Genomic DNA, 25,560 nt, shown 5'->3' with positions numbered 1-25,560 from the left:
AATTAAAAGGAGAAAAAATGAGTGATTTTTTTAAAAATGCGGAGCAGTTTAATGTCGATGGTGCAACCGTGCCATTTTATAAATTTAATGAAAATGGTGTAAATTTTGTTGGCTTTGACTCACGTCCTTGCGTGCCGCCAGAGCCAATGGTCAATGCATTAATCGCTATTAAATTTGCTGATAAAAACACAAAAATTATGATGCTAAATCATAAATTTCCAGCCGGTCTTATACCAAAGATAGATAAGAGCTTTGACATAGAGCGTGAAGATATAGATGGTGGGGCAGTAAAGATGATTTTTAGCCTAAAAGACGGTGCAAACATAGAAGACGTAGATATGAGTCTTTGCCACTAAGATGCTTTTAAATACTTACGCACCACCATTTAAGTTAGTCGGTGGATATTTTATTGCTGGAATTTTCTTTTTAGCATTAAGTGTGCCAGCATTTTTTTATGCAGATTTTGATGCTATCAGCTCACTAAATACAGCTGGTTTTTTGCATATATTTTTTGTTGGCTTTGTTATGAGTATTATTATCGGAGCACTCTATCAGCTAACCTCAGTCATCTTAGAAAAGCCGTTTTTTACAGCAAAAGGTGCTATTTTAAATTTGGCTATTTTTTGTCTATCATTGCTGAGCATGTGCTACGGGATGTTATTTGCTGAAGCTAAAATTTTACAAATTAGTGGAGTTTTGCTTTTTTGCTCACTTGCCTTTTTTGCTACGACTTACGCATTAAGCTTTATGGATAATGAAAAAAAGAGCTTTGCGGCCTTTACGCTTTTTGTTTCAGCTATCTTTTTGGTAATTGGAATAACGCTTGGTTTTTGCTTGCTTATGATACTTAGTGGCACGCTGATGCTTGATTTTGAGATGACGCTAAAATTTCACGTCTATTTTGTGCTGGGATTTGTATTTCTTGTGATACTTGGAGCTGCTAGCGTACTCTTGCCTATGTTTGCATTGGCTCACGATCTAAAATTTACACTTAGCAAGGCCTCACTAGCATGCTATATTTTGGGTGGTATCTTACTAGCTTTTAATGAAAATTTGTCTGTTTTGTCAATATGCGTGGCGGCTTTACTTTTTATAGCTCAAGCATTTTATATTTTAAAAAAGCGTGTTAGAAAGGCGTATGATTACTGGAATGTAAATATCGTGCTTTCATTGGTGGCTTTGCTTGGTGCTGCTATTTTTATAGCTTTGGGCAAATTAAATTTAGCTGCATATTTTTTAATATATGGCTTTTTATTTGCTTTTATCGTAGCTCATCTTTACAAGATCGCACCATTTCTAATATGGTATCACTACGTAGCACCTTTTGTCGGAAAGGTAAAAGTGCCACTTCTTGATGCCATGATACTAAAAAAGATAGCTTATTTTGGTATAGCTTTTAATGCTATCTCGCTTCTTTGCTATTTTCTCTCAACTTGCTTTGAACTAGAAATTTTAGTGCAAGCAGGTATGATTTTTATAGCTCTTAGTATAGTTTTGCTATCGATAAATATAATAAATATTTTTAGATTTACTGGTTTTAAAGGATAAAAAATGAAAGAAAAAATTTATAACGCACTGTCAAATATCGTTGATCCAGAAGTTGGCTTTGATATCGTTTCGCTTGGGCTTATATATGATGCGAGCTGCGATGAAAATGGCAAAGCAAAAGTTACTATGACGCTTTCAACTAAATCTTGCCCACTGCACGAAATGATACTTGGCTGGGTAGAAACTGCCGTGCTTGATATAGAAGGTGTCAAAGAGTGTGAGATCGATCTTGTCTGGGAGCCTGAGTGGAATATACAAATGGCAAGCGATTTTGTAAAAGCCCAACTTGGAGTTTAAATTTTAAGTTTTTAGATTTGAAAGTTTGTAAATTTCTAATAAGCTAGAGAGCAAAAGCTCTCTAGAAATTTTAAGGAGTTTGTTTTTTGTTAGTCCATTTGATGACGCATAAATGATGGCACATCAAGCTGTGACATATAGTCTTCGTCATATCCACCACTAACTTTTTTAAGTCTTAATATACGTTCTTTTTTTATGATATCGTTTACATTAGAAGTTTGCACTTCATCTTTTTTTTCAGTTTCTTTTTGTGAGCTTTGAAAACCTGTGGCTATTATTGTAACTTCAACCTTATTATCTTCTATTTTGTCATCAGTTGTTGTACCAAATATAATTTCAGCATCTTCATCTGCTGCCTCATGAATAATGCTCATCGCATTATTGATATCAGCTAGTGGGCAACTAGGGCTTATTCTAAAATGAACTAAAATACCAAATGCGCCATTTATTGTCATATTATCAAGAAGTGGTGATTGTATAGCATTTTTTATAGCTTCTTGTGCTGCATCTTCGCCACTTGCTTCGCCAACACCCATTAAAGCTAGTCCTCTATGGCTCATAATCGTTCTAACATCTGCAAAGTCTAGATTTATATCGCTTTTTCCTGAATCAAGCACGATCGTGCTCATACCATTGACGGCTCTTGCAAGTACTTCATCAACCATTTCAAAGCTTTCTTTTATGCCAGCATTTTTATCAATTAATGTTAGGAGCTTATCATTTGGAATGACAACAATAGAATCGCTTTCTTTTCTGAGCTCTTCAAGACCACAATCAGCCAGTTTTCTACGTTTTTTTCCTTCGAACATAAAAGGCATAGTAACAACCGCAACTGTTAGTGCGCCAATATCTTTTGCAGCTTGAGCAACTACTGGAGCAGCACCTGTACCAGTTCCACCACCAAGTCCTGTACCGATAAAAACTATATCTGATGTCTCAAGTGCACTTTTTACTTCATCGTAGCTCTCTTCAGCAGCAGCTTTTCCTATTTCAGGTCTCATGCCTGCACCTAGACCTTTTGTTGTTTTCTCACCTAGTTGAATTTTCGTATGTGCAAGAGAATTTTCAAGAGCCTTAGCATCTGTATTGGCAACAATAAGATCTATATTTAAATTCGGATTAACTCTTATTATATGGTTGACCATATTGCCACCACCTCCACCTACACCTACGACCTTTATCTTTGCACCATAGATGCTTTTATTTTCTTCTACTGTGAAGCTACTCATTTTTGAAATTCTCCTTAAAATAATTGTGTAATACTATACCAAAATTTTGCAAAAGCATTTGGCTTTTTTTCTTGTTTGCTAATATCTGCAATATTGGCAAGCTCTTCTTTATTTTTTGATTTATTTGCTATCTCTAATTCAAAATCTTTATCAGAAAAACTATCCTCTTTTTCATTTGGATCCTGCACCTCTTGTCCAAAATTTCGTACATTTTCTTCTTCTACAAAAACATTTCTAAAATTTGCTTTTGGTTTTGAGGCTATTTCCCCTTGGTATCTCATTTTTTTCTCAGAATCAATCTCGTATGGGCTAAAGTTGCCAGCACCATATAAACAAAGTCCTATAGCACAAGAATTTGCTGGATCTCTTAAAATTTCAAATAATCCATCCATTTCTTTTGGTTTTGCTATACGAACTGGCATTTTATCAAATATCGCAGATGCAAGATCCCTAATACCTTCTAGCTTAGTCATGCCGCCAGTAAGTATTATTCCAGCACCAATGCTATCTTTATAGCCGCTATCTTCTAGCATCTTAGCAAGTACCATAAGAGTTTCTTCTGCTCTGGCATATATAACATTTGATATTATGTCTAGTGAAACTTCGTGGCTTTTTGTTTCATCTCCAAGGATCGGGAGCTCTATTAAATCAACTGACTTATTTATTAAAGCACCATAACCTAATTTTATCTCTTCTGCCTTTGGAAGAGGTGTATGCAGAGCCATAGAAAGATCATTTGTAATGTTTGCTGAGCCAACAGGTAAAAATTCATTGTATCTTATAGAATTTCCAGAATGCACTACAAGATTACAAGTCGCACCACCCATATCAACAAGTGCAGCACCAAGTTCTTTCTCATCTTTTGTTAATGTTGCTATTGCAGAAGCATATCCTGAAAGGACTATGTTATCTAGTTGAACGCCTGCTAAATTTACAGCTTTTCTTAGGTTGCTAATAGATGACTTTTGTACTGTAACAATATGTGTTTGAACTTCTAGTCTACTACCATTCATGCCTATTGGATCTTCAATATGTTCTTGTCCATCTACTTTAAAGTTATAAGGAAGAACATGTAGTTTTTCATATTCATGAGGTATATCGGCTGTATGATCGGCCATTTGCATAGCACGTTCGATCTCTTTTATACCTATTTCATGATTTGGTATATTCACTACACCACTACTATCAACACTTTTTGTATACGCACCAGAAATAGAAACTATAACTTTTTCATAGCGTGTTCCTGCAACTCTTTGTGCTTCTATCAATGCATTTTTTATTGACTTTGCAGCTTGCTCAATATTGGTTATAACGCCTTTTCTTATTCCCTGCGTTTTTTCAGTTCCAATTCCAATTATCTTAATACCGTTTTCATCATGTTGTGCTATTACTGCACAAATCTGGAAAGAGCCGATATCTATACCTAAAATTTTTGTACTCAAGATAAATTACCTTTTGATATATTCTTTAATTTCATAGTATTTTTTAAGTTTGTTTGTTAAATCTTTTATTAACTCATTATTTTTAAGCATTGTAACGTTTTGCTGTGTTATTTGCTTATAGTTATTATCTATATTATCTACAAGCAACCTTTGTTCCAAAATGTCGTATATAACGGCCTTATCTTCTAATATAACATAATCTTTTTTGTTGTTAGTTTCAAAAAGTTGAGAAACAAAAGCTCTAGTTTCGCTTTCATTTAGTCCTGAGATAGAGCTATTTATATCTCTACTGATAAAGCCTATATCAGTTCCTTTGAAATTTTGTAAAGACTCTTTTGCTATGGTTGTTAAGTTTTCTTTTTTCTTTTTATCTTTGTAAATTTCAAGCACCATTGCTCTTGCTTGCTCAAAGCTCATAGGTTGTGGAGGAGTTATACTTTTTACTCTAACTATCAAATATCCATCTTTATATGTAAACGGTTTTATCACCTCACCAACTTTTGCCCCTTTTATTTCATCGAGCGAGAATGTCGCATTATCTTCATTTATACTAACAAATTCATTTGTTGCAAGCTCAGCTTTTTTGATAGAGGTATATTTTTTTAAAGCATCGGTCTTACTTTTCTCAATATTGTAGTCTTTGACAACTTCAGTCTTTACTTCGTCAAATGATTTGATTTTATCATCAGAGCCTTTGTATCTCTCCTTGTTTTCGTTATAGTAGTCACTCAAAGTAGTTTGATTTACATCATTTTTATTTGACTCTATAAAGTATGTTTCTAGACCGTATATAGTCTTTGTCATATAGTTGTTTTTATTTGTTTCCCAAAGATTCTTTAGCTCTTTTTCATCTATTTTTATATCGCTTTGATTAGCATTTATTATCTGTATTGCTAATTTGTCTTGCATAAAAAAGCTTGCTTCCATCATTGCAATGTCTTCTTTGCTAGCTGGTAAATTTAAAATAGTTCTAAGCTTATCAAGTAGTATTGTTAGTTTTAAATTTTCTTCAAAATCAGTTGGATTTATTCTAGCTCTTCTTAAAATATCGTAGTATAAATTTTTATCAAAAGCACCATCTTTTTGAAATGTTGGATCAGCGATTATATATTTTAAAATATCATCTTTACTAACACTAAGACCTATATCGTCTGCAAAATTTAATAGTAAATTCTCTTGAATTATAGCCTGAAGTGCAGCATTTTGTAAGCCTAACTCATTGGCCTTTTCTTGTGTTAATTTACCATCAAAAAGATTATTGTAGTATTGATACAAATTATCGTATTTTTGTTGTAGTTCTTGAATGCTTATATTTCTGTGTCCTACTTTTGCTACCGAAGTGGCTCGATTGCTGTTTAAATCATATGCTCCCCAGCCTACAAAGCCTGCTCCAACAAAGGCTATTGTACTTACCCAAATGGTAACAACTAGGTATTTTTTATGTTTTTGCATCCAAGACAACATTAAATTTTCCTTTAAAAGACTAACGAAATTTGTATGATATATTATATAAAATTGCCTTAAATAAGCTTAAAATAGGGGCTTTAAAAATATCTTTGTGGAGGATTTCGCTAACAATTTTTTAGTATTGTTAGCGAAATTTTTAAATACTATAATCGCTATAACCACTAGTTAAATGAAGCAATTTGCAGCTATTTTCTAGCAAAGCTATCTCTTTTGCAAGAAGCTGAGGGCTTCTACTGTAGGCATAAATGCCATATCCTTTAACGATAATAATATTTGTGTTTTTTTCTAACATATATCTATAAATTTCAGTTTCTGCACGTTCATACCAGTCATCATATTGTTTTGGATCATAGACTGAAATTTTATCAAATCTCATATACCCAAAATAATCTTTTGGTACTATTTTTTCATGTTTCATTGCGTAGGCAGTTGCGTATGGTGGCATTGCGTAGCAAACAAATCTCGCCTCATTTATATTTTTATAAATATTTAAGTGTATATCAGCATCAAGACTAGCTTCATTCCAACGATAGTCTTTTTTTGATGAAAGAAGCGTCAAGTCGTCATCTTTTAAATTATCAAAAATGGCATTTTGTTTATTGATTATAAATTGATTTTTTTCGACTCTTGCTGAAATTGAGCCGTGAAAGACGCCAAAAAAATTCTTTCTAAACATAGAAAGTGATATCGTTTTTATCTCATTTATTGAGTGCTCTAGCTCCATTTTTTCTCCTACGTTTAAGCGATTATATTTAAGCTATCTTAAAATTTATGTAAAATTTTGTGTAATGATAGCTTTTTAAGTAAAATTTCGATAAATTTTCCACACTATTTACTATAAAGAGGCAGTGTTGCAAAGTCCACATATCAGTGTTTTACTTGATGAAGTTCTATCCTTTTTTAAAAATCTAAATGGAAATTTTATAGATTGCACGCTTGGATATGCCGGACATTCTAGTACCATTTTGTCTCAAAATAAAAATTTAAATTTAATTGCCTGTGATAGAGATAACGAAGCTATAAATTTTTCACTAAAAAAACTTGAGCCATTTGGTAGTAGGGTTAAAATTTATAAAAGTAATTTCTCTGAATTGATTAGCAAGCTAAGCCAAGAAGAAATTTTAAGTGTTAGAGGAATTTTGGCTGACATCGGTGTTAGCTCACTTCAGATAGATAAAGATGATAGGGGCTTTAGTCTTGGCTCAAGCACGCTTGATATGAGAATGGATAAAGAGCAAAATTTTAGCGCATATGACGTTGTAAATGATTGCTCTTTTGATGAGTTGGTTAGAATTTTTAGAGATTATGGTGAACTAAAAAATGCTGCTGGGATTGCAAATAAAATTATAAATGCTAGAAATTTTGGCAAGATAACGAGTGCAAAAGAGCTTGCAAATTTAATAGGTACAGCCCAGATAAAAGGGCGCGGAGTTAGCCCTGCAATACTTGCCTTTCAAGCGATCAGGATAGAGGTAAATGGTGAGCTAGATGAGCTGACAAATTTACTTGATAGTATAGAAAAATGTGGGTTTAAAGATTGTCTTGTGGCGATTATTACATTTCACTCGCTTGAAGATAGGATCGTAAAAGAGCGCTTTAAAAAATGGGCAAATAGCTGTATCTGCCTACCTGGCGTCTATAGATGTGAATGCGGAAACAATCACGAACTAGGAGAAATTTTAACCAAAAAGCCACTAACAGCAAGCCAAAATGAGTTAAAGGTAAACTCACGAAGCAAGAGCGCAAAACTGCGAGTTTTTAAGATAAAGGGATAAAAATGCAAGAAAAAGAAGAGCTACTAACGCTTCACGACGAGGAGCAAAAACGTGAGGTAAATTTAAGCTTTAAGACATTAGTGATGGTCTATTTAGCTGTTTTTATAGCTCTAGCTATATTTTTGCCAAAAATTTACATAGCAAATCAAATTTATTATATAAGTAGAGATATAGCTGACATAAGCGGTAAACGAGATATGCTTTTAGAGGAAAATAGAGCTCTTAATATAAAGCTTGAAAATTTACGTTATAAAAATCAAATTTTAAATAATATGCAAGAGCGTCAATGGAAATAACGAAACATTTAAAGCTTTATTTATTCTCATCTAAATTTTTGCGATTCAATTATATTGGCAAATAATATAGCCATTTTGTATATAACTGCACAAAAATAAAATTAACTCAATAAATAAAGCCTATTTTTAACTTGCTAATTACTTTCTTTCTGAGAGATTAGCTTTTCATATATATATTGTTCTAAATCTTTTTTTGATACGTCATTTTTTATAGCAGTATTATAAATTTCTTCAACCTTGCTTGAGTATTTATCATAGCTAAAATAGGGAAAATGAACACTCCAAGCTTTCTTGATAAGATCGTGGCTTATCTCTCTTCTTGCCCAAACTTTAAACATATCAAAGCCAATGAAAACGGCCGAAGTAACGACAGCAGTCGCTATTATCGATATGTGTGCATCAGTTTTTGCTAAAAAATGATGCGTGATGATTAACAATGGAAATAAAATGACAAAACAGATAAGTACATAAATCTGGTAGAGCTTGATGTGATTAAATCTAAAATTTAGCTTTGCTCCATCTATTAGCATACCTTCGTTAAAAAGGGCATTTGCTTCAAGTAGATCCCTGAATAAAACTGGCTGTTTTGAAACAAAAAAAACGTTTTTTATGATTCTATCTTTTAAAGTTTCTTGCATTTTTTATAAACTTTTTACCTTTGAAATTTTGGCTCATTATATCTAAGAATCTATAAATTCAAACAAAATTAGATACAATTTGCCCAAAATTTAAGGAGCTAAAAATGGCAGATCAAGCTTTACAAACCGTCTTTTTAAATGGAGAATTTTTGCAAAAAGACGAGGCAAAAGTTAGTGCTTTTGATAGAGGATTTATATTTGGTGATGGAATTTATGAGGTTGTGCCTGTGATAAATTCAAAAATGGTTGATAAAGATGGATTTTGGGCGAGATTTGAAAGAAGCTTAAACGAGATAGATATAAGCTTGCCCTACGAAAAGGAAAAATTTGAAGCGATTTTAAACGAGATAATCGCTAAAAACACCTTAAAAGAGGGCGGAATTTACATGCAAATAACAAGAGGCGTGGCGTTTAGAAATTTCTATTTCATAGAAAATTTAACACCAAGTGTCTTTATTTTCTGTTACGAGAGTGAAATTTTAAACAATCCTGCTGCAAAAACTGGCATAAAGGTCGTAAGTGTCGAGGATATAAGGTGGAAAAGGCGTGACATCAAGTCTATCTCACTTCTGGCTCAGTGCTACGCTAAAAATGAAGCTCACAAAAAAGGCGCAGACGAGGGCTTTATGGTGGAAAATGGCTTTGTCACAGAGGGCTGTAGCTCAAGTGCTTTTATTATCAAGGATAAAACACTCATAACCAAACCACTTTCAAATGAAATTTTGCCAGGAATTCGCCGTATGAGACTTTTAAAGATCGCCAAAGATATCGGCCTTAAGATAGAGGAGCGAAAATTTAGCATGGATGAAGTTTATAATGCTGATGAAGTCTTTATCTCGGCCGCGACGCTCATACTCTTACCAGTTGTTTATGCTGATGGCAAGGCGATAAACGGTGCAAAAGTGGGAGAAATTTCAAGTAAACTTCGTGAAATTTATGCTGGTGAACTTTTAAAAGAAGCCGGGCTTTGAGAGAAAAAATCTTAATAAGCGCTTGCCTAGCTGGAATAAACTGCAAATTTAACGGCGAAAATAATCTCTTGGATAGAGCTATTTTAGATGAAATTTCAAAGAGATATCATCTGCTTTTTGTTTGTCCTGAAGTTTATGGTGGACTTAGCACACCAAGAGAGCCAGCCGAGATGAAAAATGGCTCAATCGTATGCAAATTTTCAGGCAAAGATGTGAGTAAAAATTTTAAAAGTGGAGCAGAAATTTGCCTAAAGATAGCTAAACTAAATGGTTGTAAAAAGGCTATTTTAAAATCAAAAAGTCCAAGTTGTGGAAGTGGGCAAATTTATGATGGAAGCTTTAGTAAGAGGCTTATTTCAGGCGATGGCATCACAGCAAAATTGTTAAAAGAAAATGAAATTTTAGTTTACAGCGAAGATGAGATAGTAGGGCTTGATGTTTGATAGGCTAAAAGACAACATTATGCTTGAGGTGATCTTTAAATATATCATCTTGTTGCTGCTTTTTATCTGTGTGGCTGGGCTTTTTGCAAGCGGCGTTCTATTTTTGAATGGAGAGATGAGTGAAAATTCGCTAAATTTACACATTTTCTTTGGCTTTAGTTTGGTTGTTTTGACGATTGTTCATAGTTATGTTAAGAAGAAAAAGTTAAAGAAACTAAGCCTTGAGTTTAAAAATATCTTAAACCACAAGCCAGTGCAGATGGACTGCAATACAACCAGGTTTTTAAATGCTTTAAATGATGTGAAAGTGGGCGAGCTTTCAAAGAAATTTGGCTCTGATATTGTAGAAATTTTAAGGTCAAATGACATAAAAGTAAAAAGCGAGAATGAGACTATGAAACAAATTTGTAAAAACAACGATGAAAAGATGTTTTACATTTTTGTTTTGATCGTCGAAGCTATTTTTAAGGATAAGGAAAAAAGTTGAAAAAAGGTATATTTTTAGCGTTTGGTGTTGCTTTGTTTTTGGGATGTTCGCAGACCCAGCCAAAGTCAAGTGTGCAAAATCCTTTACCAGATGAAAATGTATATAAGCCAAATGAACGCATTAGTTTGCTTGATTTTGAAATGAAGCAAGATGCCTCGTCGCTACCGCAAAATATACAAAGTGCAAGCTTTGACCAAGAGGAAATTTTAAAAAGAAGGTTTAAAGTTTTTACGTTAAGGGGCGTAAAATTTAATCCAAACGATGTCTTTTGGGCATTTAATATATATAAGCCAAGCGAAAAGAGAAAGTATTTTGGCTCAAATTTTAGAGAGATACCTCAAAGCTGGTTTGATGCACAAAAGGACAATGCAAATTTTTCAGCTCTTTCGAGTATCTCTGCTTATGCTCTAACTTCGGCAAACACAGCTTTAAGAAATTTTCCAACCGATGAGCCGATATTTTTAAATCCGCAAACTCCAGGCGAGGGCTATCCTTTTGATTATCTGCAAGAATCAACCCTAAGCATCGCTCATCCACTTTTTGTGTCACATCTTTCTAAAGATAGGGCATGGGCGTTTGTTAGCGATGATGCGGTTTGGGGCTGGGTAAAGGTCGAGGATATAAAATTTATAAGTGACGATGAGGCAAATGCCTATCAAAAGTCAAGTTTTGTGACTATAAAAACGGACAAGATGCCAGTTTATGACAAGGGTGGAAACTTTTTATTTTACTCACGTGTCGGCGTGATACTGCCAGTTTTGGCGCAAGACGACAAAAACTACTACGGCAAAATTTATGTAAGAAATATGCTTAGGGAGTTTGTCCTCCCAAAGTCTTTTAGCGCCCTTTTTCCACTTAAATTTAATGACTCAAATTTAAAGACAATTCTTAGTTCGCTTCTTACTCAGCCTTATGGCTGGGGCGGGGTGGATAAGCTAAGAGACTGCTCGCTTTTTACAAAAGACTTGCTAGCAAGCTTTGGCGTGTGGTTACCTAGGAACTCAAGGGCGCAAGCAAATATGGGAGAAAAGATCAATCTAAAAGGTCTTAGTAACGCTGCAAAGAGCAAAGAGATAAAAGAAAAGGGCGTACCATATCTCACGCTCGTGCATCTACCAGGTCACATCATGCTCTATGCTGGATATAAGGGCGATGATATCTACGTCGTGCATGATGCTTGGGGGCTAAAGACTGCAAACAACGGCCGCGCGCTTATCGGAGCGACTGCGATAACTACGCTAAACATCGGACAAAATAGAAGCGATATACAAAACTCAAATTTGCTCATTTCAAAGGTAGATTCTATAAATGTAATAAAGCCCGAAAATGTAATAAGCGACAAAGCGAGGAAAATTTCAGCTTTACAAAGGGCTTATGATGTTAAGGTTGAGGATAATTTGGTCAAATTCGGTGATGGAACAATATTTGTCTATGATGACTTTAAACAAAAAGATGGTGAGTGTAGCACTGGGGCCGACATAGAGGATATGAATGCGCTTGATTATGCTGCATTTTCGCCACTTAGCACTGCACTAAGTGATGCTGGCAGATGTAGAAATTATGAATTTTTAGGCAAAATTTATGGCTCAAGCGAGAGCGAGGTAAAAGCAAATTTGATAGATGTCGTTTGGCTAAAAGATAGCCTTGCGCTAAAGTTACCATTTAACTCTAAAAATGGCGCTGCGGCTGCCTTGCAGGATGTGAGCAATGAACTAAATGAGATGGCAAAGAGCGATCCAAATTTACTTGAATACCTAAAAGATCCTGGTGGGACATTTAAGTGGCGCATTATTGCTGACACAAACCGCTTAAGTGCGCACAGCTACGGCATCGCGATCGATATAAATGTGAAAAAGAGCCACTACTGGCAGTGGAGCAATGGCTACCAAAACCTCATCCCTGAAAAGATAGTGCGTGTTTTTGAAAAACATAAATTTATCTGGGGTGGACGCTGGAAGCACTTTGATACGATGCACTTTGAGTATCGCCCAGAGATGTTTGAGTAGATGCTAGATCAGATTTTAAAAATTTTATCTCGCTCAAACGTCTTTTTAACTGGTGGCGGAGGTGTTGGCAAGAGCTATCTAACTGCCTCCATCATCAGACACTACAAAGAAAATTTCAAAAACGTCATAATCCTTGGCTCAACTGGCATAAGCGCTGTTAGCCTTGGAGGAGTTAGCTTACATAGTTTTTTTAAATTTGGCTACTGCAAGGACTATGAGGAGCTAAGGCGCTTCGACTATCATCAAAAAGATAAACTAAGCAAGCTAAGAAATATGCTTAATGCATGTGATCTGCTTGTAATTGATGAAATTTCAATGGTGAGCTCAAATCTAATGGAGATGATAAGATACCGACTACTTACTTCCAAATTTAAAGGTAAGGTGCTTATAGTGGGTGATTTTTATCAGCTTCCACCAGTGCAAAAGGAGCAAAACGAAAATAGGCTTTTTAATTTTTTATACGCTTTTAACTCCAGTGCGTGGGAGGATATGAAATTTACAAATGTTGAGCTACTGGTCTCAAAACGTACAAACGATCTTAAATTTTATGAGATTCTCTCTCGTCTTAGAGTAGGCGAGCTAGATGATGAAATAATGGGCTATATAGAGAGTTTAAGAGTGACCAAGATAGAGCCAGATGATGATACGAGCGTGCTTTTTGGTAGAAACGCCGAGGCTGAAATGCTAAATCAAAAAAGGCTTTCAGAACTTGACACGCCACTTGAAATTTCAAACTCGGACGTGCTTGTTATGGATGAAAATTTAGATAAAAAAGAGTTTGAAAAATGGGCAAATACACTAAATATCTCAAGAGATTTGGAGATGAAGATAGGCGCTAAGATCATCTTTACGTCAAATAAATGGGGCGAGTATTATAACGGCGAGCAGGGCAAGATCATGCAAATTTTAAAAGAAAACGGAGTTATTTCAAGCGTGATTGTAAAAAAAGATAGTGGCGAAATTTGTGAGATAGAAAAAGCTGCTTATATATTTAGTTCGTTAAATTTAAACGAAGATGAGATCGAAGAAAATGTACAAGCCTCGCTCCATCAGTTTCCATTTAAGCTTGCTTACGCTCTAACCATCCATAAATCTCAAGGAATGAGCATAAACTCGCTCATTTGTAATATCAACCATATTTTTGCCAAAGGACAACTCTACGTCGCACTTTCTCGTGCAGTAAGTCCTAAAAATTTAAAACTTTTTTATGATAAAAAAAGTGATTTTAGGCAGCATTTAAGAAAAGTGGTTAAAATTGACGACGAAGTTAAGAAATTTTACCAAGAAAACGTATTTTTGCATATTAAGGAGAATTTATGAAAAAGCTATTTTTAAGCCTTACTTTTTGTATTTTTGCATTTGCAGACGTGCTTAAAGTAAGAGATTTTCAAACAGATATCTACTCAAAAGCTGGACAAAATTTAACAAAAAAGATAAATATGAACCTTGAAGTCGTCGGACGTGATGTTGAAGAAAATGAAGCGTATGTGCTTGATGCTTTAAACATAATAGTTGGCAGCTTTTACGTGGAAGATATTTTAACCTCAATGGGAAAAGAGAAATTTAAAGAGCTTTTCATAAAATATGCAGCCAAAAAGCACTCTCTTGATATTGATGATGTGCTTATCTTAAATATAAAAGTGATAAATAATCTTGAGCTAAGCGAGATCATAAAAGCAATAAAAAGCCAAAATTTATGCTCCGATCCAAGTGTTAATGAAGAGATTGTAACAAAACCAGAAAAGAAGAAAAAGGGCAATGAGATCATCATCTCGCCAGATCCAAATGACGTAGTTCAAAAGCCTATTGATCTAAATAACGTGCAGGAATTTGGAAAAGATTTTGGAGAGAAGTGAGTAAATTTGGCTAAAGCTAGCCAAATTTATTGATTTACTATATCGTAACCTTGCGGGATAACCGGAGTTAGCGTCTCTTGTGGTATGAGCGCGTCTTTTACTGGGTTGCTTAGAGTTATTTTTATCTTATTTGAAAGCTTGTCTTTGTAGTCAATCGTCGTTGGAAGTGTGTTTTTAATAGTTATAAAATATTCAACTCCATCATATATCGCTTTGTAAAGTGTTGGTTGAATTTGCTCTGCATGAGCCAAGATTTGTGTCAAATTTGGCGTATCATCAAGCTTTGAAATGATGGCTTGCTCAAGCTCGTCCTCAATCACGATCACACGCTCTTTGTTAAAATAAATTCTCTTTGGTGTTGGACTTTCATATATCCAAAGTGCAGTATTGTCGTTTTTTGCGTAAAATCTACCTTTGTAATTTATGCTTTTGCCTTCGCTAAATACAGTTTGTGTAAAGTCACTTTGCAAGCTTTTGAAATTTAATCCAGCACCAAATGAGCAAACTGCAACGAGAGATGCAACTAGAAATTTTCTCATTTTTTATCCTTTTTTGGCGTATTCTAGCCCAGTTTAATTAAATAAATAGTTAAACTATGCTAATATCCAAAGTTTAAAAATTTAGGAAGGTAAAATAATGATTTCATCGGTATTTAGAAAGATTTTTGGCACGAAAAACGATAGAGAAGTCAAAAAATACATAAAACGTGTGGCGCAGATAAATGCGCTTGAGCCAATGTATGAGAAGATGAGCGATGATGAGCTTAAGATCAAATTTAATGAGCTAAAAGCCCAAGTAGTAGAAGAGAAAGTCACTTTAGATCAAATTTTAAATGATGTCTTTGCGATCGTTAGAGAGGCTAGCAAAAGGGTGCTTAAGATGCGCCATTTTGACGTGCAGCTAATCGGCGGTATGGTGTTAAATGAGGGCAGGATCGCTGAGATGAAAACAGGCGAGGGCAAGACCTTGGTAGCAACTTTGCCAGTTATATTAAACGCGATGAGCGGCAAGGGTGTGCACGTAGTGACCGTAAATGACTACCTTGCAAAGCGTGACGCTACGCAAATGGGCGAGCTTTATAACTTTTTAGGCTTAAGCGTCGATGTGATACTAAGCGGTGGATACGATGATAACGTAAGACAAGCTGCTTATAATGCCGACATAACATACGGCACAAACTCAGAATTTGGCTTTGATTATTTACGTGATAATATGAAATTTGAAGCTGGTCAAAAGGTGCAAAGAGGTCATAACTTCGTTATCGTAGACGAGGTCGATAGTATCTTGATAGATGAAGCAAGAACACCACTTATAATATCAGGTCCAACAAATCGCACACTTGATGGCTACATAAGAGCCGATCAGGTTGCAAAACAGCTTACTAGAGGCACTCCAGCTGATCCAAATGTGCCAGGCTCAAAGCCAACAGGGGACTTTATAGTCGATGAAAAAAATAGAACGATAATGATCACAGAAGCTGGCATAAGCAAGGCTGAAAAATTATTTGGTGTTGAGAATTTATATAACCTTGAAAACGCCATATTAAGCCACCATCTAGATCAAGCTCTAAAGGCACACAACCTCTTTGAAAAAGACGTTCATTATGTCGTAAAAGATGGCGAGGTGGTTATTGTTGATGAATTTACTGGACGTCTAAGCGAAGGCAGACGCTTTAGCGAGGGGCTTCATCAAGCGCTCGAGGCAAAAGAGGGCGTGAAAATCCAAGAAGAGAGCCAAACGCTAGCCGATACAACCTACCAAAACTACTTTAGGATGTATAAAAAGCTTGCAGGTATGACTGGTACGGCTCAGACTGAGGCCACTGAGTTTTCTCAAATTTATAACCTTGAAGTTATCTCGATCCCTACAAATTTACCAGTTAAAAGGATAGATCAAAACGATCTTATCTATAAAACTCAAAATGAGAAATTTAAAGCAGTTATTGATGAGGTTAAAAAAGCTCACGAGAAAGGTCAGCCAGTGCTTGTGGGAACTGCAAGTATCGAGCGCAGTGAGGTGCTTCACGAGATGCTTAAAAAAGCTGGCATCCCACACTCTGTGCTAAATGCTAAAAATCATGAAAAAGAGGCTGAGATCATCGCGCAAGCTGGTGTAAAAGGCGCTGTGACTATCGCTACAAACATGGCAGGACGCGGTGTTGATATCAGGATCGATGATGAGGTTAGAAATTTAGGCGGACTTTATATCATAGGTACTGAAAGGCACGAGAGTAGAAGGATAGACAATCAGCTCCGTGGCCGTGCTGGACGTCAGGGTGATCCTGGTATGAGTAGATTTTATCTAAGCTTAGAGGATAATCTTTTAAGAATTTTTGGTAGTGACCGCATAAAAGCGATCATGGATAGGCTCGGTATCGACGAGGGCGAGAGTATCGAGAGTCGCATGGTGACAAGAGCTGTTGAAAATGCTCAAAAGAAAGTCGAGAGCTTGCACTTTGAGGCTAGAAAGCACTTGCTTGAGTATGATGACGTGGCAAATGAGCAAAGAAAGACTATCTACAAATACCGCGACGAGCTACTTGATAAAAACTATGATATGAGCGAAAAGATAGCTCAAAATAGAAAAGAGTATGCTGCAAATTTACTTGATACGGCTGAAATTTTCCATGGTGGCTTGAAAGATGACTTTGATATTAAAAATTTATGCTCTATCATCCTTGCAGACTGTGGTGAAGAGATGGACGAGAGTGAGTTGAAAGGTCTAGAGTATGATGAGCTAATAGAAAAGCTTGCGCAAATTTTTGAAGTAAGATATAACGAAAAAATGAGCGTGCTAAATGAAGATCAAAGAAAAGAGATAGAGAAAATTTTATACCTTCAAGTGCTTGATAATGCGTGGAGAGAGCACCTTTATCAAATGGATATCCTAAAAACTGGTATCGGCCTTAGAGGGTATAATCAAAAAGATCCGCTTGTTGAATACAAAAAAGAGAGCTATAACCTCTTTATGGAGCTAGTTAGCAGGCTAAAAAGTGAGAGTGTTAAGACGCTTCAGGTTGTAAGATTTAAGAGCCGTGAAGAGCAAGAAGAGCAAGCTAGAATGATGCTTGAAGCTAGTCAAAATGCTGAAAATGAAAATTTAAGCTACAACAACCAAGGTGAGGATGATAAATTTACACCTGAAAAAAAGATACCAAGAAACGCTCCATGCCCTTGTGGAAGCGGTAAAAAATATAAAGATTGCCACGGAAAAAGTGGCCCTAAAAAAGGCATATTTGCTTAAAATTTCTACTTTTAAGGCGCCAAAAGCGCCTTAATCTTTTAAAGGCTATTTGATGACAAGCTTACCAAAGTACCTACTTTTTAAATATTTAAGATTTGATAAAACTCAGCCATTTATCACTCTAAGTGCCTTGCTTGCCTTTCTTGGCGTTAGCATCGGACTTATGGTTTTGATCGTTGCAATGGCGATTATGAACGGGTTTGATAAAGAATTTGAGCGCAAACTTTTTACGATGAACTATCCAATAACCATTCAAAGTGCCTTTAAAGGCTCTATTGATGATGACTTTGTTGATGAGCTAAAGGCTAGATTTAGTGATCTTAAATTTAGTCCATTTATAAGCACACAGGTCATTTACCGCTCGGCAAATGCACTTGAGGGCGGACTGGTTTATGGCGTAAATTTTAAAGATGAAAAGCAGATAAACTCAGTCGTAAATGAAGCTTTAAAAGATAAAGAGCTAGATGGTTTTGAGATACTTGTGGGAAGTGGCATAATGAGCGAGTTTAGACTAAGAAACGATGAGAAATTAACGCTTATCTTTACAAAGGCCGATCCAGCTGGCTTTTCGCTAACGCCAAAGATGAAGCGCTTTGATATCGGTGGCTCATTTACATCTGGGCTAATCGCCTATGACAAGGCGTTTTCATACACTTCAGTCGATGCTTTGAGGAAAATTTTAGACTATCCAAAAGGCGTTTATGATGGAATTCATATCTTTTCAAGTAAGCCATTTGATGATATAAAAAGAGTGCGTGAGGGCCTGCCAACTGGCATGGTTGCTATTGGCTGGTGGGAGCAAAATGGTAACTTTTTCTCAGCACTCGCACTTGAAAAACGAGCACTTTTTATAGTTTTGATGCTAATTATCCTTGTGGCGTCGCTAAACATCATAAGCTCGCTGCTAATGACAGTGATGAACCGCAGGCAAGAAATTGCCTTGCTTCTTGCACTTGGTGCTAGCAAAGGCGAGATAAAAAGAAGCTTTTTCTATCAAGGGCTAGTAATCGGCGGTGGCGGCATTATATTTGGCTTAGCGCTTGGCTTTTTAGGGCTATTTTTACTTGGAAATTTCAACATTATAGACTTGCCAGCTGACGTTTATGGCTCAAGTAAACTTCCATTAGAACTTTCTTTGATTGACTTTGTGCTTATAATAGTTGGAGCTATTTTTATCGTGGCTATCTCGTCTTATTACCCAGCTAAAAAAGCCACAGAAGTAAATGTGCTTCAAACTTTAAGAAATGAGTAGAGCCTAGAGACTTAGGCTTACTCATTGCTTGTAAAAGTTATTTTTAAAAGATTATTTTAAAACTGAACATAAACTCGTAAAATTCTAGGATAAATTTATACTTTTACGCTCTTATATCATGATCGATTTTGCATTGAAGAGCCTCGTGTACGAGTGTTTTTGCCATGACGCGCTCTTCGTTTATTAGGTGGAAATTTTTACTTAACTCACCAAAAATATCTTTATTACCCTCACCATTTATTTTTATTATAGTTTGGGTATTTACGCCGTAGTCTTTTATCTTTTGCGCGATGAGCTCCACTCTTTGCTCATTGTTAACAGTTATAATAACAGCAGCTGCATCGCTTAGGCAGGCATTTTCAAGTGTGTGACTTTGAAGAACGTTACCTAAAAATACATTTTCCCCGCGGCTCCTACCAAGCTCAACTAGACTAATATCATTATCAAGCACAAGATATAAAAGCTTTGTCTCTTTTAGTCTCAAAACGACCTCTTGCCCAAGCCTTTCATAGCCAAAGACTACGATGTGATTTTTTATTTTTTGCGGCTTTAGAGTTTCATTCGGTTCAACAACGATCTCACGTTCTATGAGGTCTGCTATCGCGTCTAGTTTTTTAAGTATAAAAGGCGTAGCAAACATCGACACAACTGAGGCTGCGATAAAAATTTGAGCAGTTTGTATATCAAGTAAATTTCTAGTAGTCATTAGTCCAAAAACAGCTAGTGCAAATTCGCCTATTTGACAAACACTAAGCGCGGTTTTTGCAGCAACTCTTCGCTTTAAGTAGATGTTTAAGATAGCAAAAACGACAACTGCTTTTATCACCATGACACTAAATACTAGGCCAAGAACAAGCCAGATGTTTGAGACGACGACAGCAAAATTTATCTGCATACCAACGGTTATGAAAAATAGCCCAAGAAGTAAATCTCTAAAAGGTATGAGATCAACTTCGATTTGGTGTTTATACTGTGTCTCTGCCATCATCATACCGGCTAAAAACGCACCCAAAGAGTATGAGAAGCCAAAAAAGTGAGCCAAAGTGCTAGAGCCAACGACCATAAATAAAATCGTAGCTATAAAAACCTCTTGCGAATTTGTTTGAATAACTTTATAAAATATCCAGTTGATGACATATTTGCCAAGTAAAAATAGCACAACAATAAGAATAATCGCACTTGTAAATGTCTTTAGCAAAAGCTCATTTATTGAAGCATCTTGCGAGCTAAACATATCTATCATAAGCAAAATAGGAATGACTGCAATATCTTGAAATAGTAAAATTCCAAGTGCTTTTCTGCCGTAAATTTTACTCACATCGCCACTATCGTTTAGTGTCTTTAGCACGATCGCAGTTGATGAGAGTGCAAGCGCAAGACCTGCAATAAGTGCTGTTTCGTCTTTTAAGTGAAGGGCATAATAAAGCATCACACCCATTATAAAGCCACTTAAACAAACCTGTAAGCCGCCATTTAAAAAGACCTCTTTTTTCATACCCATTAAGTGTTTAAAACTAAACTCAAGCCCAATGGTAAACATCAAAAATGCGATACCAAATTCCGCGATATGGGAAATTTCATCATTGCTTTTTAGGTTGAAAAATTCTGATATAAGCGTACCTGTTACGATGTAGCCGATGATGGTTGGTATCTGAAATTTTTTAAAAATGACGTTTAATGCGACTGAGATCGCTGCAACAAGCAAGAAACCTTCTAAAATTTGTTCCATAAATTATTTTTTACCTTCATAAAAGACTAGATCAAAGCTATTTTTTCTCTTTACGAGCGATCTTTTTGTGCTAGTTTGGCTGGTAGCTTCGTGCAATTTTTTATTTAGCTCATCAATAGTTGATTCTAAATCGTCAATTTTTTCTTTCAACTGAAGTATCACATCAACGCCGGCTAAATTTACACCTAGTTCGCGGGTTAAATTTAGTATAGTTTTTACGCGATCAACGTCTTTTTGTGAGTAGAGCCTCATCTTGCCATCTGTTCTTGATGGCTCGATAAGTCCCTCTCTTTCATACTGTCTTAAAGTTTGTGGATGTATGCTTAAAACCTTTGCAACAACGCTTATTAAAAAAAGTGGTTCTTCATAATTTTGCATTTTTTTACTCCGGTAATTTCTCTTTTAACTCTTTTACTAAGCCTTCATCAAGCTCACTGATATTTGGAAGTTTTACCCTGGCTTTTAAGTAAAGATTCCCATAAATTCCGCTCTTTCTATTTTGCACACCATATCCTTTTAAGCGGATCTTTGTGCCTGTTTTTGAGTTCTCAGCGATTTTAATCGTGACATCTTTTTTGTAAGTATGTACATTGACTTTTCCGCCAAAAAGCATAGTTTTTAGTGGAATTTCTATATCTTTATAAAGATCGTCTCCGACTCTTTCATATTCGTCGCTTGGCTCAACGCTAATAGCAAGTATAAGATCGCCTTTTTGACCACCAGTACTCTTGCCTTTGCCTTTTACACGAAGCTTCTCGCCGCCTTCTATGCCGCTTGGAATTTTTATCTTAATGCTTTCGCCATTAAAATTTATCTTATGTTCACCGCCAGTTACAGCTACGTCAAATGGTATAGAAATTTTTGCATTTACGTCTAGATCAGCTCCGCCAAAGCCAAATCCACCACTACTAAATCCGTCAAATCCTCCAAAATTGCTACCAAATCCGCTGCTAAATTTAGCTCCACCGCCGCCAAAGCTACCTGAGAAGATATTCTTTAAAATTTCATTTAGATCGCCCATATCGGCTGAACTACTAGCAAAGTCGTGGAAATTTTGACCGCCAAACATAGTATCGCCGTACTGGTCGTATTGAGCTCGTTTTTTATCGTCGCTTAAAATTTCATAAGCAGCATTTATCTCTTTAAATTTATCTTCTGCTCCGGGGTCTTTGTTGATGTCTGGGTGATATTTTCTGGCAAGTTTTCTATAAGCTTTTTTTATCTCGTCGCTTGAGGCACCCTTTGAAACCCCTAAAGTCTCATATAAGCTTTCACTCATATATTCTCCTTATATTCTTTTGATACGGATTATATCATAAAGCTTTAGTCTATGCAAGTCAAGTTTATTTTTGTTTAATAACAAGAAAAAGTGTTAAGATTTTATTTTTTCACTATATTTATAATTTGCAAAAATTTTTAGATTAAAGGAAAAAAATGAAAAAGATTGTGCTAATTTCATTAGCAGCAGCTTCTTTTTTAGTGGGGGCTGATATTAAATTTAATGAAGCTAACTCTAATATCACGAGAGTCTCGCCACTTAGCGATAAAAATAGCGTACTTTCTTATTATGACTCGATCGCTCAGGCAAAGCTTTCAGTTGTAAATATTTCAACTACAAAAACGGTAAATAACGCTGGTATTGAGCAGATGTTTAATGACCCTTTCTTCAATGAATTTTTTGGATTTAACTTTGCAAAACCAAAAGAAAAAGAAAAAACTACTTCGCTTGGCTCTGGCGTTATTATCTCAAATGATGGATATATCGTTACAAATAATCACGTTATAGAAGACAGTGATCAAATAGTTGTAACTCTTGCAAATGGCGGCAAAGAGTATAAAGCAAAGCTAATAGGAAGTGATCCAAAAACCGATCTAGCCGTCGTAAAGATAGAGGCAAACGGACTAAATGTGATCACTTTTGCGGACTCATCAAAGCTGCTTGATGCAGACGTCGTATTTGCAATAGGTAATCCATTTGGCGTTGGTGAAAGTATCACTCAAGGTATCATTTCAGGGCTAAATAAAGATAATATCGGCCTTAATCAATATGAAAATTTTATCCAAACAGATGCTTCGATAAACCCAGGAAATTCAGGTGGAGCTTTGGTTGATAGTAGGGGATATTTAGTCGGAATAAACTCAGCCATACTTTCAAAAAGTGGTGGCAACAACGGCATTGGTTTTGCAATCCCATCAAATATGGTCAAAGATATCGCTAAAAAGCTGATAACTGACGGCAAGATCGAACGTGGCTTTATCGGAGTTACGATTGCAAATTTAACTGATGAGCAAAAAGAGCTTTACACAAATAAAGAGGGTGCTTTAATAAGCGGCGTAGAGCAAGGCATGCCAGCAGATGAGGCTGGGCTAAAAAGAGGCGATTTGGTTATATCAGCTAATGATAAAGCTATTAAAAACGCAAATGATCTTAAAAATTTCATCGGTTCACTAACTCCAAATAGTAGTGTTGATATAACTTACGAGCGATCAAATAAAATAATGAATGCAAAAATCAAGCTTGCAAACGCTGATCACAATTCAAAAGACATAGCAAAAAGCATTATAATCGAAGGACTTAGCGTTAGTAATCTAAGTGATGAGATAAGATATAAATACAAAATCAGCCCAGATACTCAAGGTGTGCTAGTAACTGATGTAAAATCAGGCTCAAAGGCTGAAGACTTTGGCTTTGAAAGAGGCGACGTGATCGTTCAAGTTGGTGAAGAGAGCATAAAAGATCTTCAAACATTTGCAAATACGGTCAAAAACACAAAAGGTAAAAAGACACTAGTGTGGATAAATCGCGGTGGTATTATACAAGGCCTTGTTATAAAATAATCATCTAAGAGCTGAAATTTCAGCTCTTAACCCTTTTAAATTTTTAAAATCTTAATCTGCTATAATCCTTAAAAATAAATTTACAACAGGAAAGATCATGACTAGAATTTTAATGATAGAAGATGATATGGAGCTTGCTGAAATTTTAACCGAATATCTAGAAAACTATGATATTGAAGTAGTGACTGCCGAAGAGCCATATATCGGACTATCTACGCTAAATACAAGTAAATTTGACCTAGTTATACTAGATCTTACATTGCCTGGTATGGACGGATTAGAAGTTTGTAAAGAGATCAGGAAAAATCACAATATTCCTATTATCATATCAAGTGCAAGACATGATATAACGGATAAGGTAAATGCTCTTGATAATGGAGCGGATGATTATTTGCCAAAGCCATATGACCCACAAGAGCTTTTGGCTCGTATCAAAAGTCATCTAAGAAGGCAGAGTATCACCCCAGCAATTGAGGCGAGAAATTTAAATAAGGACCTGGTTTTAAAAGAGTTTGAACATGAAATTTTATTTAAAGGAAACGTGCTAAATTTAACTGCCGCAGAATACGACATCTTAAAATATCTACTTTTAAAAGAGGGCGGAGCGGTTACTAGAGAGGAACTCATCTATAACTGCGAGAGCATAAATGAAGATAGCTCAAACAAAAGTATTGACGTCATCATCGGCAGGATTCGCCAAAAACTAAATGAAAATCCAAAAGAGCCAAAATACATCCACGCGATCCGTGGTATCGGCTATAAATTGGTTCTTTGATGCCAAGATCGTCTATTTTTATAACCATAACTTTTATCTTTGCCCTTGCGCTTGTTTCGATATTTCTAGCCTTTTTGTGGCTCATGGGCTTTGATAAGCAAAACTATACAAGAGAGCTAAATAACAAATACTCAAACGTCGCTAGGACAAATTTGTTTTATATGGGTGGCATCATAAATAAAACTCAGTACGACCGCCAACTTTCAAATATCGATATGCCAGAGATAAAAGACGAGAAGAAAAAGGATGAAATTTTAAAGCAAGCAACCGTTTTAGAAGAAATTTCAAGCGATCTAGGCTCAAGTGCGATCTTGCTTTATGACAAGCACCACTACTTAAGGATTGAGCATTTAGACGAGCTAAAGCTTTTAATGGATAAGGAATTTCAGCCTTACAGATACGAGGTGATAAAGGCTGTTTTTTTGGTGGTTGCGGTCATTTTGTTAGGTGCTTACATTTTTGTTATCTATAAGATAAAACCGCTTAGAAAGCTAAAGCGTCAGATCGTAAAATTTGCAAATGGTGAGCTTGACGGCGTACAAAATGTTGGCAACGGCAAGGATGAAATTTCTGAAGTTTCAGAGGCATTTTATGAGGCAGTTTGTCAGATCAAGGCGCTTAATGACTCAAGGCATCTTTTCTTAAGAAATATCATGCACGAGCTAAAAACTCCTATCACAAAAGGCCTAATAGCAGCTCAAATGATAGAAAAAAGTAAAAATCAAGAAAGGCTAATCTCTGTCTTTCACAAGCTTGAAAATTTAATAAACGAACTTGCAGCGATAGAGCAGATAACATCAAAAATAGGACTTAGCAATAAAACTCCATGTTTTATGAGGGATCTCATCGATGAGGCTATCGATATAGCCATGGTAGAAAAAGAGTGTGTTGGTATCAGTGAGCTTGATGAGGTTAGGGTGCTTGTTGATTTCAAGCTATTTTCAGTCGCTATAAAAAATATGATAGACAATGGCATAAAATATTCAACTGATAAGCATGTAAATATCGTTGTTAGCAAGGATCATATGAAATTTATAACTCAAGGTGAGAAGCTAAAAAATGATCTTGACTTTTATGTCCAGCCATTTATCAAAGGAGAGGATACTCAAAAGAGTTTTGGTCTTGGTTTATATATAGTTAGCAATATACTTGAAGCGCATGGGCTCAAATTTAGATATGAATACAAAAACGGAATGAATGTCTTTGTTTTTGAAAATTTACAAGATATAATAGTGACTTAAATAAAACATAATAAACAAAAGAGGGCT

24 protein-coding genes and 2 pseudogenes are annotated in these 25,560 nt (G+C 35.7%); 17 read left to right on the top strand and 9 right to left on the bottom strand.

The genetic code is table 11. The features are described 5' to 3' along the window. The first annotated feature begins 17 nt into the window (after nt 1-17). The 3 genes from A3223_RS01625 to A3223_RS01615 are packed head-to-tail and all read left to right on the top strand — an operon-like array spanning nt 18 to nt 1,845. Entirely contained in the window at nt 18-356 is a 339-nt protein-coding gene (locus A3223_RS01625; protein WP_054196468.1) for a hypothetical protein, read from the top strand. 1 nt (nt 357) lies between these two features. After that, entirely contained in the window at nt 358-1,548 is a 1,191-nt protein-coding gene (locus A3223_RS01620; RefSeq protein WP_084108242.1) for a peptidase M50, read from the top strand. Between the two features lie 3 nt (nt 1,549-1,551). Further along, nucleotides 1,552-1,845, top strand: a complete 294-nt coding sequence (locus tag A3223_RS01615) for a metal-sulfur cluster assembly factor (RefSeq protein ID WP_021091019.1) — start codon at nt 1,552-1,554, stop codon at nt 1,843-1,845. Between the two features lie 89 nt (nt 1,846-1,934). Here the strand turns inward: A3223_RS01615 and ftsZ are convergent, their stop codons facing one another. The 4 genes from ftsZ to A3223_RS01595 all read right to left on the bottom strand — a co-directional run bounded on the left by ftsZ (nt 1,935) and on the right by A3223_RS01595 (nt 6,707). Further along, nucleotides 1,935-3,074, bottom strand: coding sequence for a cell division protein FtsZ (gene ftsZ, locus A3223_RS01610; RefSeq protein WP_084108239.1), 1,140 nt, complete (start codon nt 3,072-3,074; stop codon nt 1,935-1,937). Between the two features lie 14 nt (nt 3,075-3,088). Next, nucleotides 3,089-4,516, bottom strand: a complete 1,428-nt coding sequence (gene ftsA, locus A3223_RS01605) for a cell division protein FtsA (RefSeq protein WP_084108237.1) — start codon at nt 4,514-4,516, stop codon at nt 3,089-3,091. A 6-nt stretch (nt 4,517-4,522) separates the two neighbouring features. Further along, nucleotides 4,523-5,980: a peptidylprolyl isomerase gene (locus A3223_RS01600; RefSeq protein ID WP_084108234.1), complete on the bottom strand. Its 1,458-nt coding sequence runs from the start codon at nt 5,978-5,980 to the stop codon at nt 4,523-4,525. A 139-nt stretch (nt 5,981-6,119) separates the two neighbouring features. Continuing rightward, nucleotides 6,120-6,707: a class II aldolase and adducin N-terminal domain-containing protein gene (locus A3223_RS01595; RefSeq protein ID WP_084108231.1), complete on the bottom strand. Its 588-nt coding sequence runs from the start codon at nt 6,705-6,707 to the stop codon at nt 6,120-6,122. 127 nt (nt 6,708-6,834) lie between these two features. Here A3223_RS01595 and rsmH point away from each other — a divergent pair, with 127 nt between their 5' ends. Further along, the gene (gene rsmH / locus A3223_RS01590) at nt 6,835-7,758 is read left to right on the top strand and encodes a 16S rRNA (cytosine(1402)-N(4))-methyltransferase RsmH (RefSeq protein WP_084108228.1); all 924 of its coding nucleotides are present in this window, start codon (nt 6,835-6,837) and stop codon (nt 7,756-7,758) included. A 2-nt stretch (nt 7,759-7,760) separates the two neighbouring features. After that, on the top strand, nt 7,761-8,054 hold the full coding sequence (locus A3223_RS01585) for a hypothetical protein (protein ID WP_021090986.1): 294 nt from the start codon (nt 7,761-7,763) through the stop codon (nt 8,052-8,054). 134 nt (nt 8,055-8,188) lie between these two features. On the opposite strand, the gene A3223_RS01580 is transcribed toward A3223_RS01585, so the two are convergent. Next, nucleotides 8,189-8,692 carry a hypothetical protein gene (locus A3223_RS01580; protein WP_084108225.1) on the bottom strand — a complete coding sequence of 168 codons (504 nt, stop codon included), beginning with the start codon at nt 8,690-8,692 and terminating at the stop codon, nt 8,189-8,191. 104 nt (nt 8,693-8,796) lie between these two features. Here A3223_RS01580 and A3223_RS01575 point away from each other — a divergent pair, with 104 nt between their 5' ends. From A3223_RS01575 to A3223_RS01550, 6 genes are read left to right on the top strand one after another with little or no spacing between them, the layout of a single operon-like run. Then, nucleotides 8,797-9,663: a D-amino acid aminotransferase gene (locus A3223_RS01575; RefSeq protein WP_084108223.1), complete on the top strand. Its 867-nt coding sequence runs from the start codon at nt 8,797-8,799 to the stop codon at nt 9,661-9,663. Beyond that, nucleotides 9,660-10,106: a DUF523 domain-containing protein gene (locus A3223_RS01570; protein WP_084108221.1), complete on the top strand. Its 447-nt coding sequence runs from the start codon at nt 9,660-9,662 to the stop codon at nt 10,104-10,106. The genes A3223_RS01575 and A3223_RS01570 overlap by 4 nt, the downstream gene beginning before the upstream one ends. Then, entirely contained in the window at nt 10,099-10,593 is a 495-nt protein-coding gene (locus A3223_RS01565) for a chemotaxis protein (RefSeq protein WP_084108219.1), read from the top strand. Before A3223_RS01570 ends, A3223_RS01565 begins: the two co-directional genes overlap by 8 nt. Then, nucleotides 10,590-12,599: a bifunctional C40 family peptidase/M15 family metallopeptidase gene (locus A3223_RS01560; RefSeq protein WP_084108217.1), complete on the top strand. Its 2,010-nt coding sequence runs from the start codon at nt 10,590-10,592 to the stop codon at nt 12,597-12,599. Before A3223_RS01565 ends, A3223_RS01560 begins: the two co-directional genes overlap by 4 nt. After that, complete coding sequence (locus A3223_RS01555; protein WP_084108215.1) at nt 12,600-13,919, top strand: ATP-dependent DNA helicase; 1,320 nt, start codon at nt 12,600-12,602, stop codon at nt 13,917-13,919. After that, nucleotides 13,916-14,455, top strand: a complete 540-nt coding sequence (locus tag A3223_RS01550) for a hypothetical protein (protein WP_054196480.1) — start codon at nt 13,916-13,918, stop codon at nt 14,453-14,455. The genes A3223_RS01555 and A3223_RS01550 overlap by 4 nt, the downstream gene beginning before the upstream one ends. 26 nt (nt 14,456-14,481) lie before the next feature. On the opposite strand, the gene lolA is transcribed toward A3223_RS01550, so the two are convergent. Next, nucleotides 14,482-14,994: a LolA-like outer membrane lipoprotein chaperone gene (lolA, locus tag A3223_RS01545; RefSeq protein WP_054196481.1), complete on the bottom strand. Its 513-nt coding sequence runs from the start codon at nt 14,992-14,994 to the stop codon at nt 14,482-14,484. Between the two features lie 97 nt (nt 14,995-15,091). Between lolA and secA the strand changes: the two are divergent. From secA to A3223_RS01535, 3 genes and pseudogenes are all read left to right on the top strand, one after another. Then, nucleotides 15,092-17,488, top strand: a pseudogene (secA, locus tag A3223_RS01540) (preprotein translocase subunit SecA); the annotation flags it as partial. 108 nt (nt 17,489-17,596) lie between these two features. After that, nucleotides 17,597-17,698: pseudogene (locus A3223_RS09965) on the top strand (SEC-C metal-binding domain-containing protein); the annotation flags it as partial. A gap of 52 nt (nt 17,699-17,750) precedes the next feature. Next, on the top strand, nt 17,751-18,950 hold the full coding sequence (locus A3223_RS01535; protein ID WP_084108210.1) for an ABC transporter permease: 1,200 nt from the start codon (nt 17,751-17,753) through the stop codon (nt 18,948-18,950). 103 nt (nt 18,951-19,053) lie between these two features. Here the strand turns inward: A3223_RS01535 and A3223_RS01530 are convergent, their stop codons facing one another. The 3 genes from A3223_RS01530 to A3223_RS01520 are packed head-to-tail and all read right to left on the bottom strand — an operon-like array spanning nt 19,054 to nt 21,958. Beyond that, nucleotides 19,054-20,679, bottom strand: coding sequence for a cation:proton antiporter (locus tag A3223_RS01530; protein WP_084108207.1), 1,626 nt, complete (start codon nt 20,677-20,679; stop codon nt 19,054-19,056). A gap of 3 nt (nt 20,680-20,682) precedes the next feature. Continuing rightward, a complete protein-coding gene (locus tag A3223_RS01525; protein ID WP_072594938.1) occupies nt 20,683-21,057 on the bottom strand; it encodes a heat shock protein transcriptional repressor HspR in 375 nt (124 codons plus the stop codon). 4 nt (nt 21,058-21,061) lie between these two features. Beyond that, nucleotides 21,062-21,958 (bottom strand): DnaJ C-terminal domain-containing protein, encoded by an 897-nt coding sequence (locus tag A3223_RS01520; protein WP_084108204.1) that lies wholly within the window; start codon nt 21,956-21,958, stop codon nt 21,062-21,064. Nucleotides 21,959-22,113: 155 nt separating this feature from the next. Between A3223_RS01520 and A3223_RS01515 the strand changes: the two genes are divergently transcribed. The 3 genes from A3223_RS01515 (at nt 22,114) to A3223_RS01505 (ending at nt 25,533) form a co-directional block, all read left to right on the top strand. After that, nucleotides 22,114-23,517, top strand: coding sequence for a Do family serine endopeptidase (locus tag A3223_RS01515; RefSeq protein WP_084108200.1), 1,404 nt, complete (start codon nt 22,114-22,116; stop codon nt 23,515-23,517). Between the two features lie 97 nt (nt 23,518-23,614). Further along, the gene (locus A3223_RS01510) at nt 23,615-24,292 is read left to right on the top strand and encodes a response regulator transcription factor (RefSeq protein WP_084108197.1); all 678 of its coding nucleotides are present in this window, start codon (nt 23,615-23,617) and stop codon (nt 24,290-24,292) included. Next, entirely contained in the window at nt 24,292-25,533 is a 1,242-nt protein-coding gene (locus A3223_RS01505; protein WP_084108188.1) for an ArsS family sensor histidine kinase, read from the top strand. The genes A3223_RS01510 and A3223_RS01505 overlap by 1 nt, the downstream gene beginning before the upstream one ends. The last annotated feature ends 27 nt before the right edge of the window (nt 25,534-25,560 follow it).

It is taken from the genome of Campylobacter concisus, assembly GCF_002092855.1.
Lineage (GTDB): Bacteria > Campylobacterota > Campylobacteria > Campylobacterales > Campylobacteraceae > Campylobacter_A > Campylobacter_A concisus_AI.
The sequence above is the reverse complement of the archived record's forward strand: the minus strand, read 5'-3'. Positions and strand labels throughout refer to the sequence as shown.

Excerpts from the sequence above, each read along its gene's own strand:
- A3223_RS01625 (WP_054196468.1), top strand. The coding sequence starts at position 18 with ATGAGTGATTTTTTTAAAAATGCGGAGCAGTTTAATGTCGATGGTGCA.
- A3223_RS01620 (WP_084108242.1), top strand. The coding sequence starts at position 358 with ATGCTTTTAAATACTTACGCACCACCATTTAAGTTAGTCGGTGGATAT.
- A3223_RS01615 (WP_021091019.1), top strand. The coding sequence starts at position 1,552 with ATGAAAGAAAAAATTTATAACGCACTGTCAAATATCGTTGATCCAGAA.
- ftsZ (WP_084108239.1), bottom strand. The coding sequence starts at position 3,074 with ATGAGTAGCTTCACAGTAGAAGAAAATAAAAGCATCTATGGTGCAAAG.
- A3223_RS01600 (WP_084108234.1), bottom strand. The coding sequence starts at position 5,980 with ATGTTGTCTTGGATGCAAAAACATAAAAAATACCTAGTTGTTACCATT.
- A3223_RS01595 (WP_084108231.1), bottom strand. The coding sequence starts at position 6,707 with ATGGAGCTAGAGCACTCAATAAATGAGATAAAAACGATATCACTTTCT.
- A3223_RS01585 (WP_021090986.1), top strand. The coding sequence starts at position 7,761 with ATGCAAGAAAAAGAAGAGCTACTAACGCTTCACGACGAGGAGCAAAAA.
- A3223_RS01580 (WP_084108225.1), bottom strand. The coding sequence starts at position 8,692 with ATGCAAGAAACTTTAAAAGATAGAATCATAAAAAACGTTTTTTTTGTT.
- A3223_RS01575 (WP_084108223.1), top strand. The coding sequence starts at position 8,797 with ATGGCAGATCAAGCTTTACAAACCGTCTTTTTAAATGGAGAATTTTTG.
- A3223_RS01565 (WP_084108219.1), top strand. The coding sequence starts at position 10,099 with ATGTTTGATAGGCTAAAAGACAACATTATGCTTGAGGTGATCTTTAAA.
- A3223_RS01555 (WP_084108215.1), top strand. The coding sequence starts at position 12,600 with ATGCTAGATCAGATTTTAAAAATTTTATCTCGCTCAAACGTCTTTTTA.
- A3223_RS01550 (WP_054196480.1), top strand. The coding sequence starts at position 13,916 with ATGAAAAAGCTATTTTTAAGCCTTACTTTTTGTATTTTTGCATTTGCA.
- lolA (WP_054196481.1), bottom strand. The coding sequence starts at position 14,994 with ATGAGAAAATTTCTAGTTGCATCTCTCGTTGCAGTTTGCTCATTTGGT.
- A3223_RS01535 (WP_084108210.1), top strand. The coding sequence starts at position 17,751 with ATGACAAGCTTACCAAAGTACCTACTTTTTAAATATTTAAGATTTGAT.
- A3223_RS01530 (WP_084108207.1), bottom strand. The coding sequence starts at position 20,679 with ATGGAACAAATTTTAGAAGGTTTCTTGCTTGTTGCAGCGATCTCAGTC.
- A3223_RS01525 (WP_072594938.1), bottom strand. The coding sequence starts at position 21,057 with ATGCAAAATTATGAAGAACCACTTTTTTTAATAAGCGTTGTTGCAAAG.
- A3223_RS01520 (WP_084108204.1), bottom strand. The coding sequence starts at position 21,958 with ATGAGTGAAAGCTTATATGAGACTTTAGGGGTTTCAAAGGGTGCCTCA.
- A3223_RS01515 (WP_084108200.1), top strand. The coding sequence starts at position 22,114 with ATGAAAAAGATTGTGCTAATTTCATTAGCAGCAGCTTCTTTTTTAGTG.
- A3223_RS01510 (WP_084108197.1), top strand. The coding sequence starts at position 23,615 with ATGACTAGAATTTTAATGATAGAAGATGATATGGAGCTTGCTGAAATT.
- A3223_RS01505 (WP_084108188.1), top strand. The coding sequence starts at position 24,292 with ATGCCAAGATCGTCTATTTTTATAACCATAACTTTTATCTTTGCCCTT.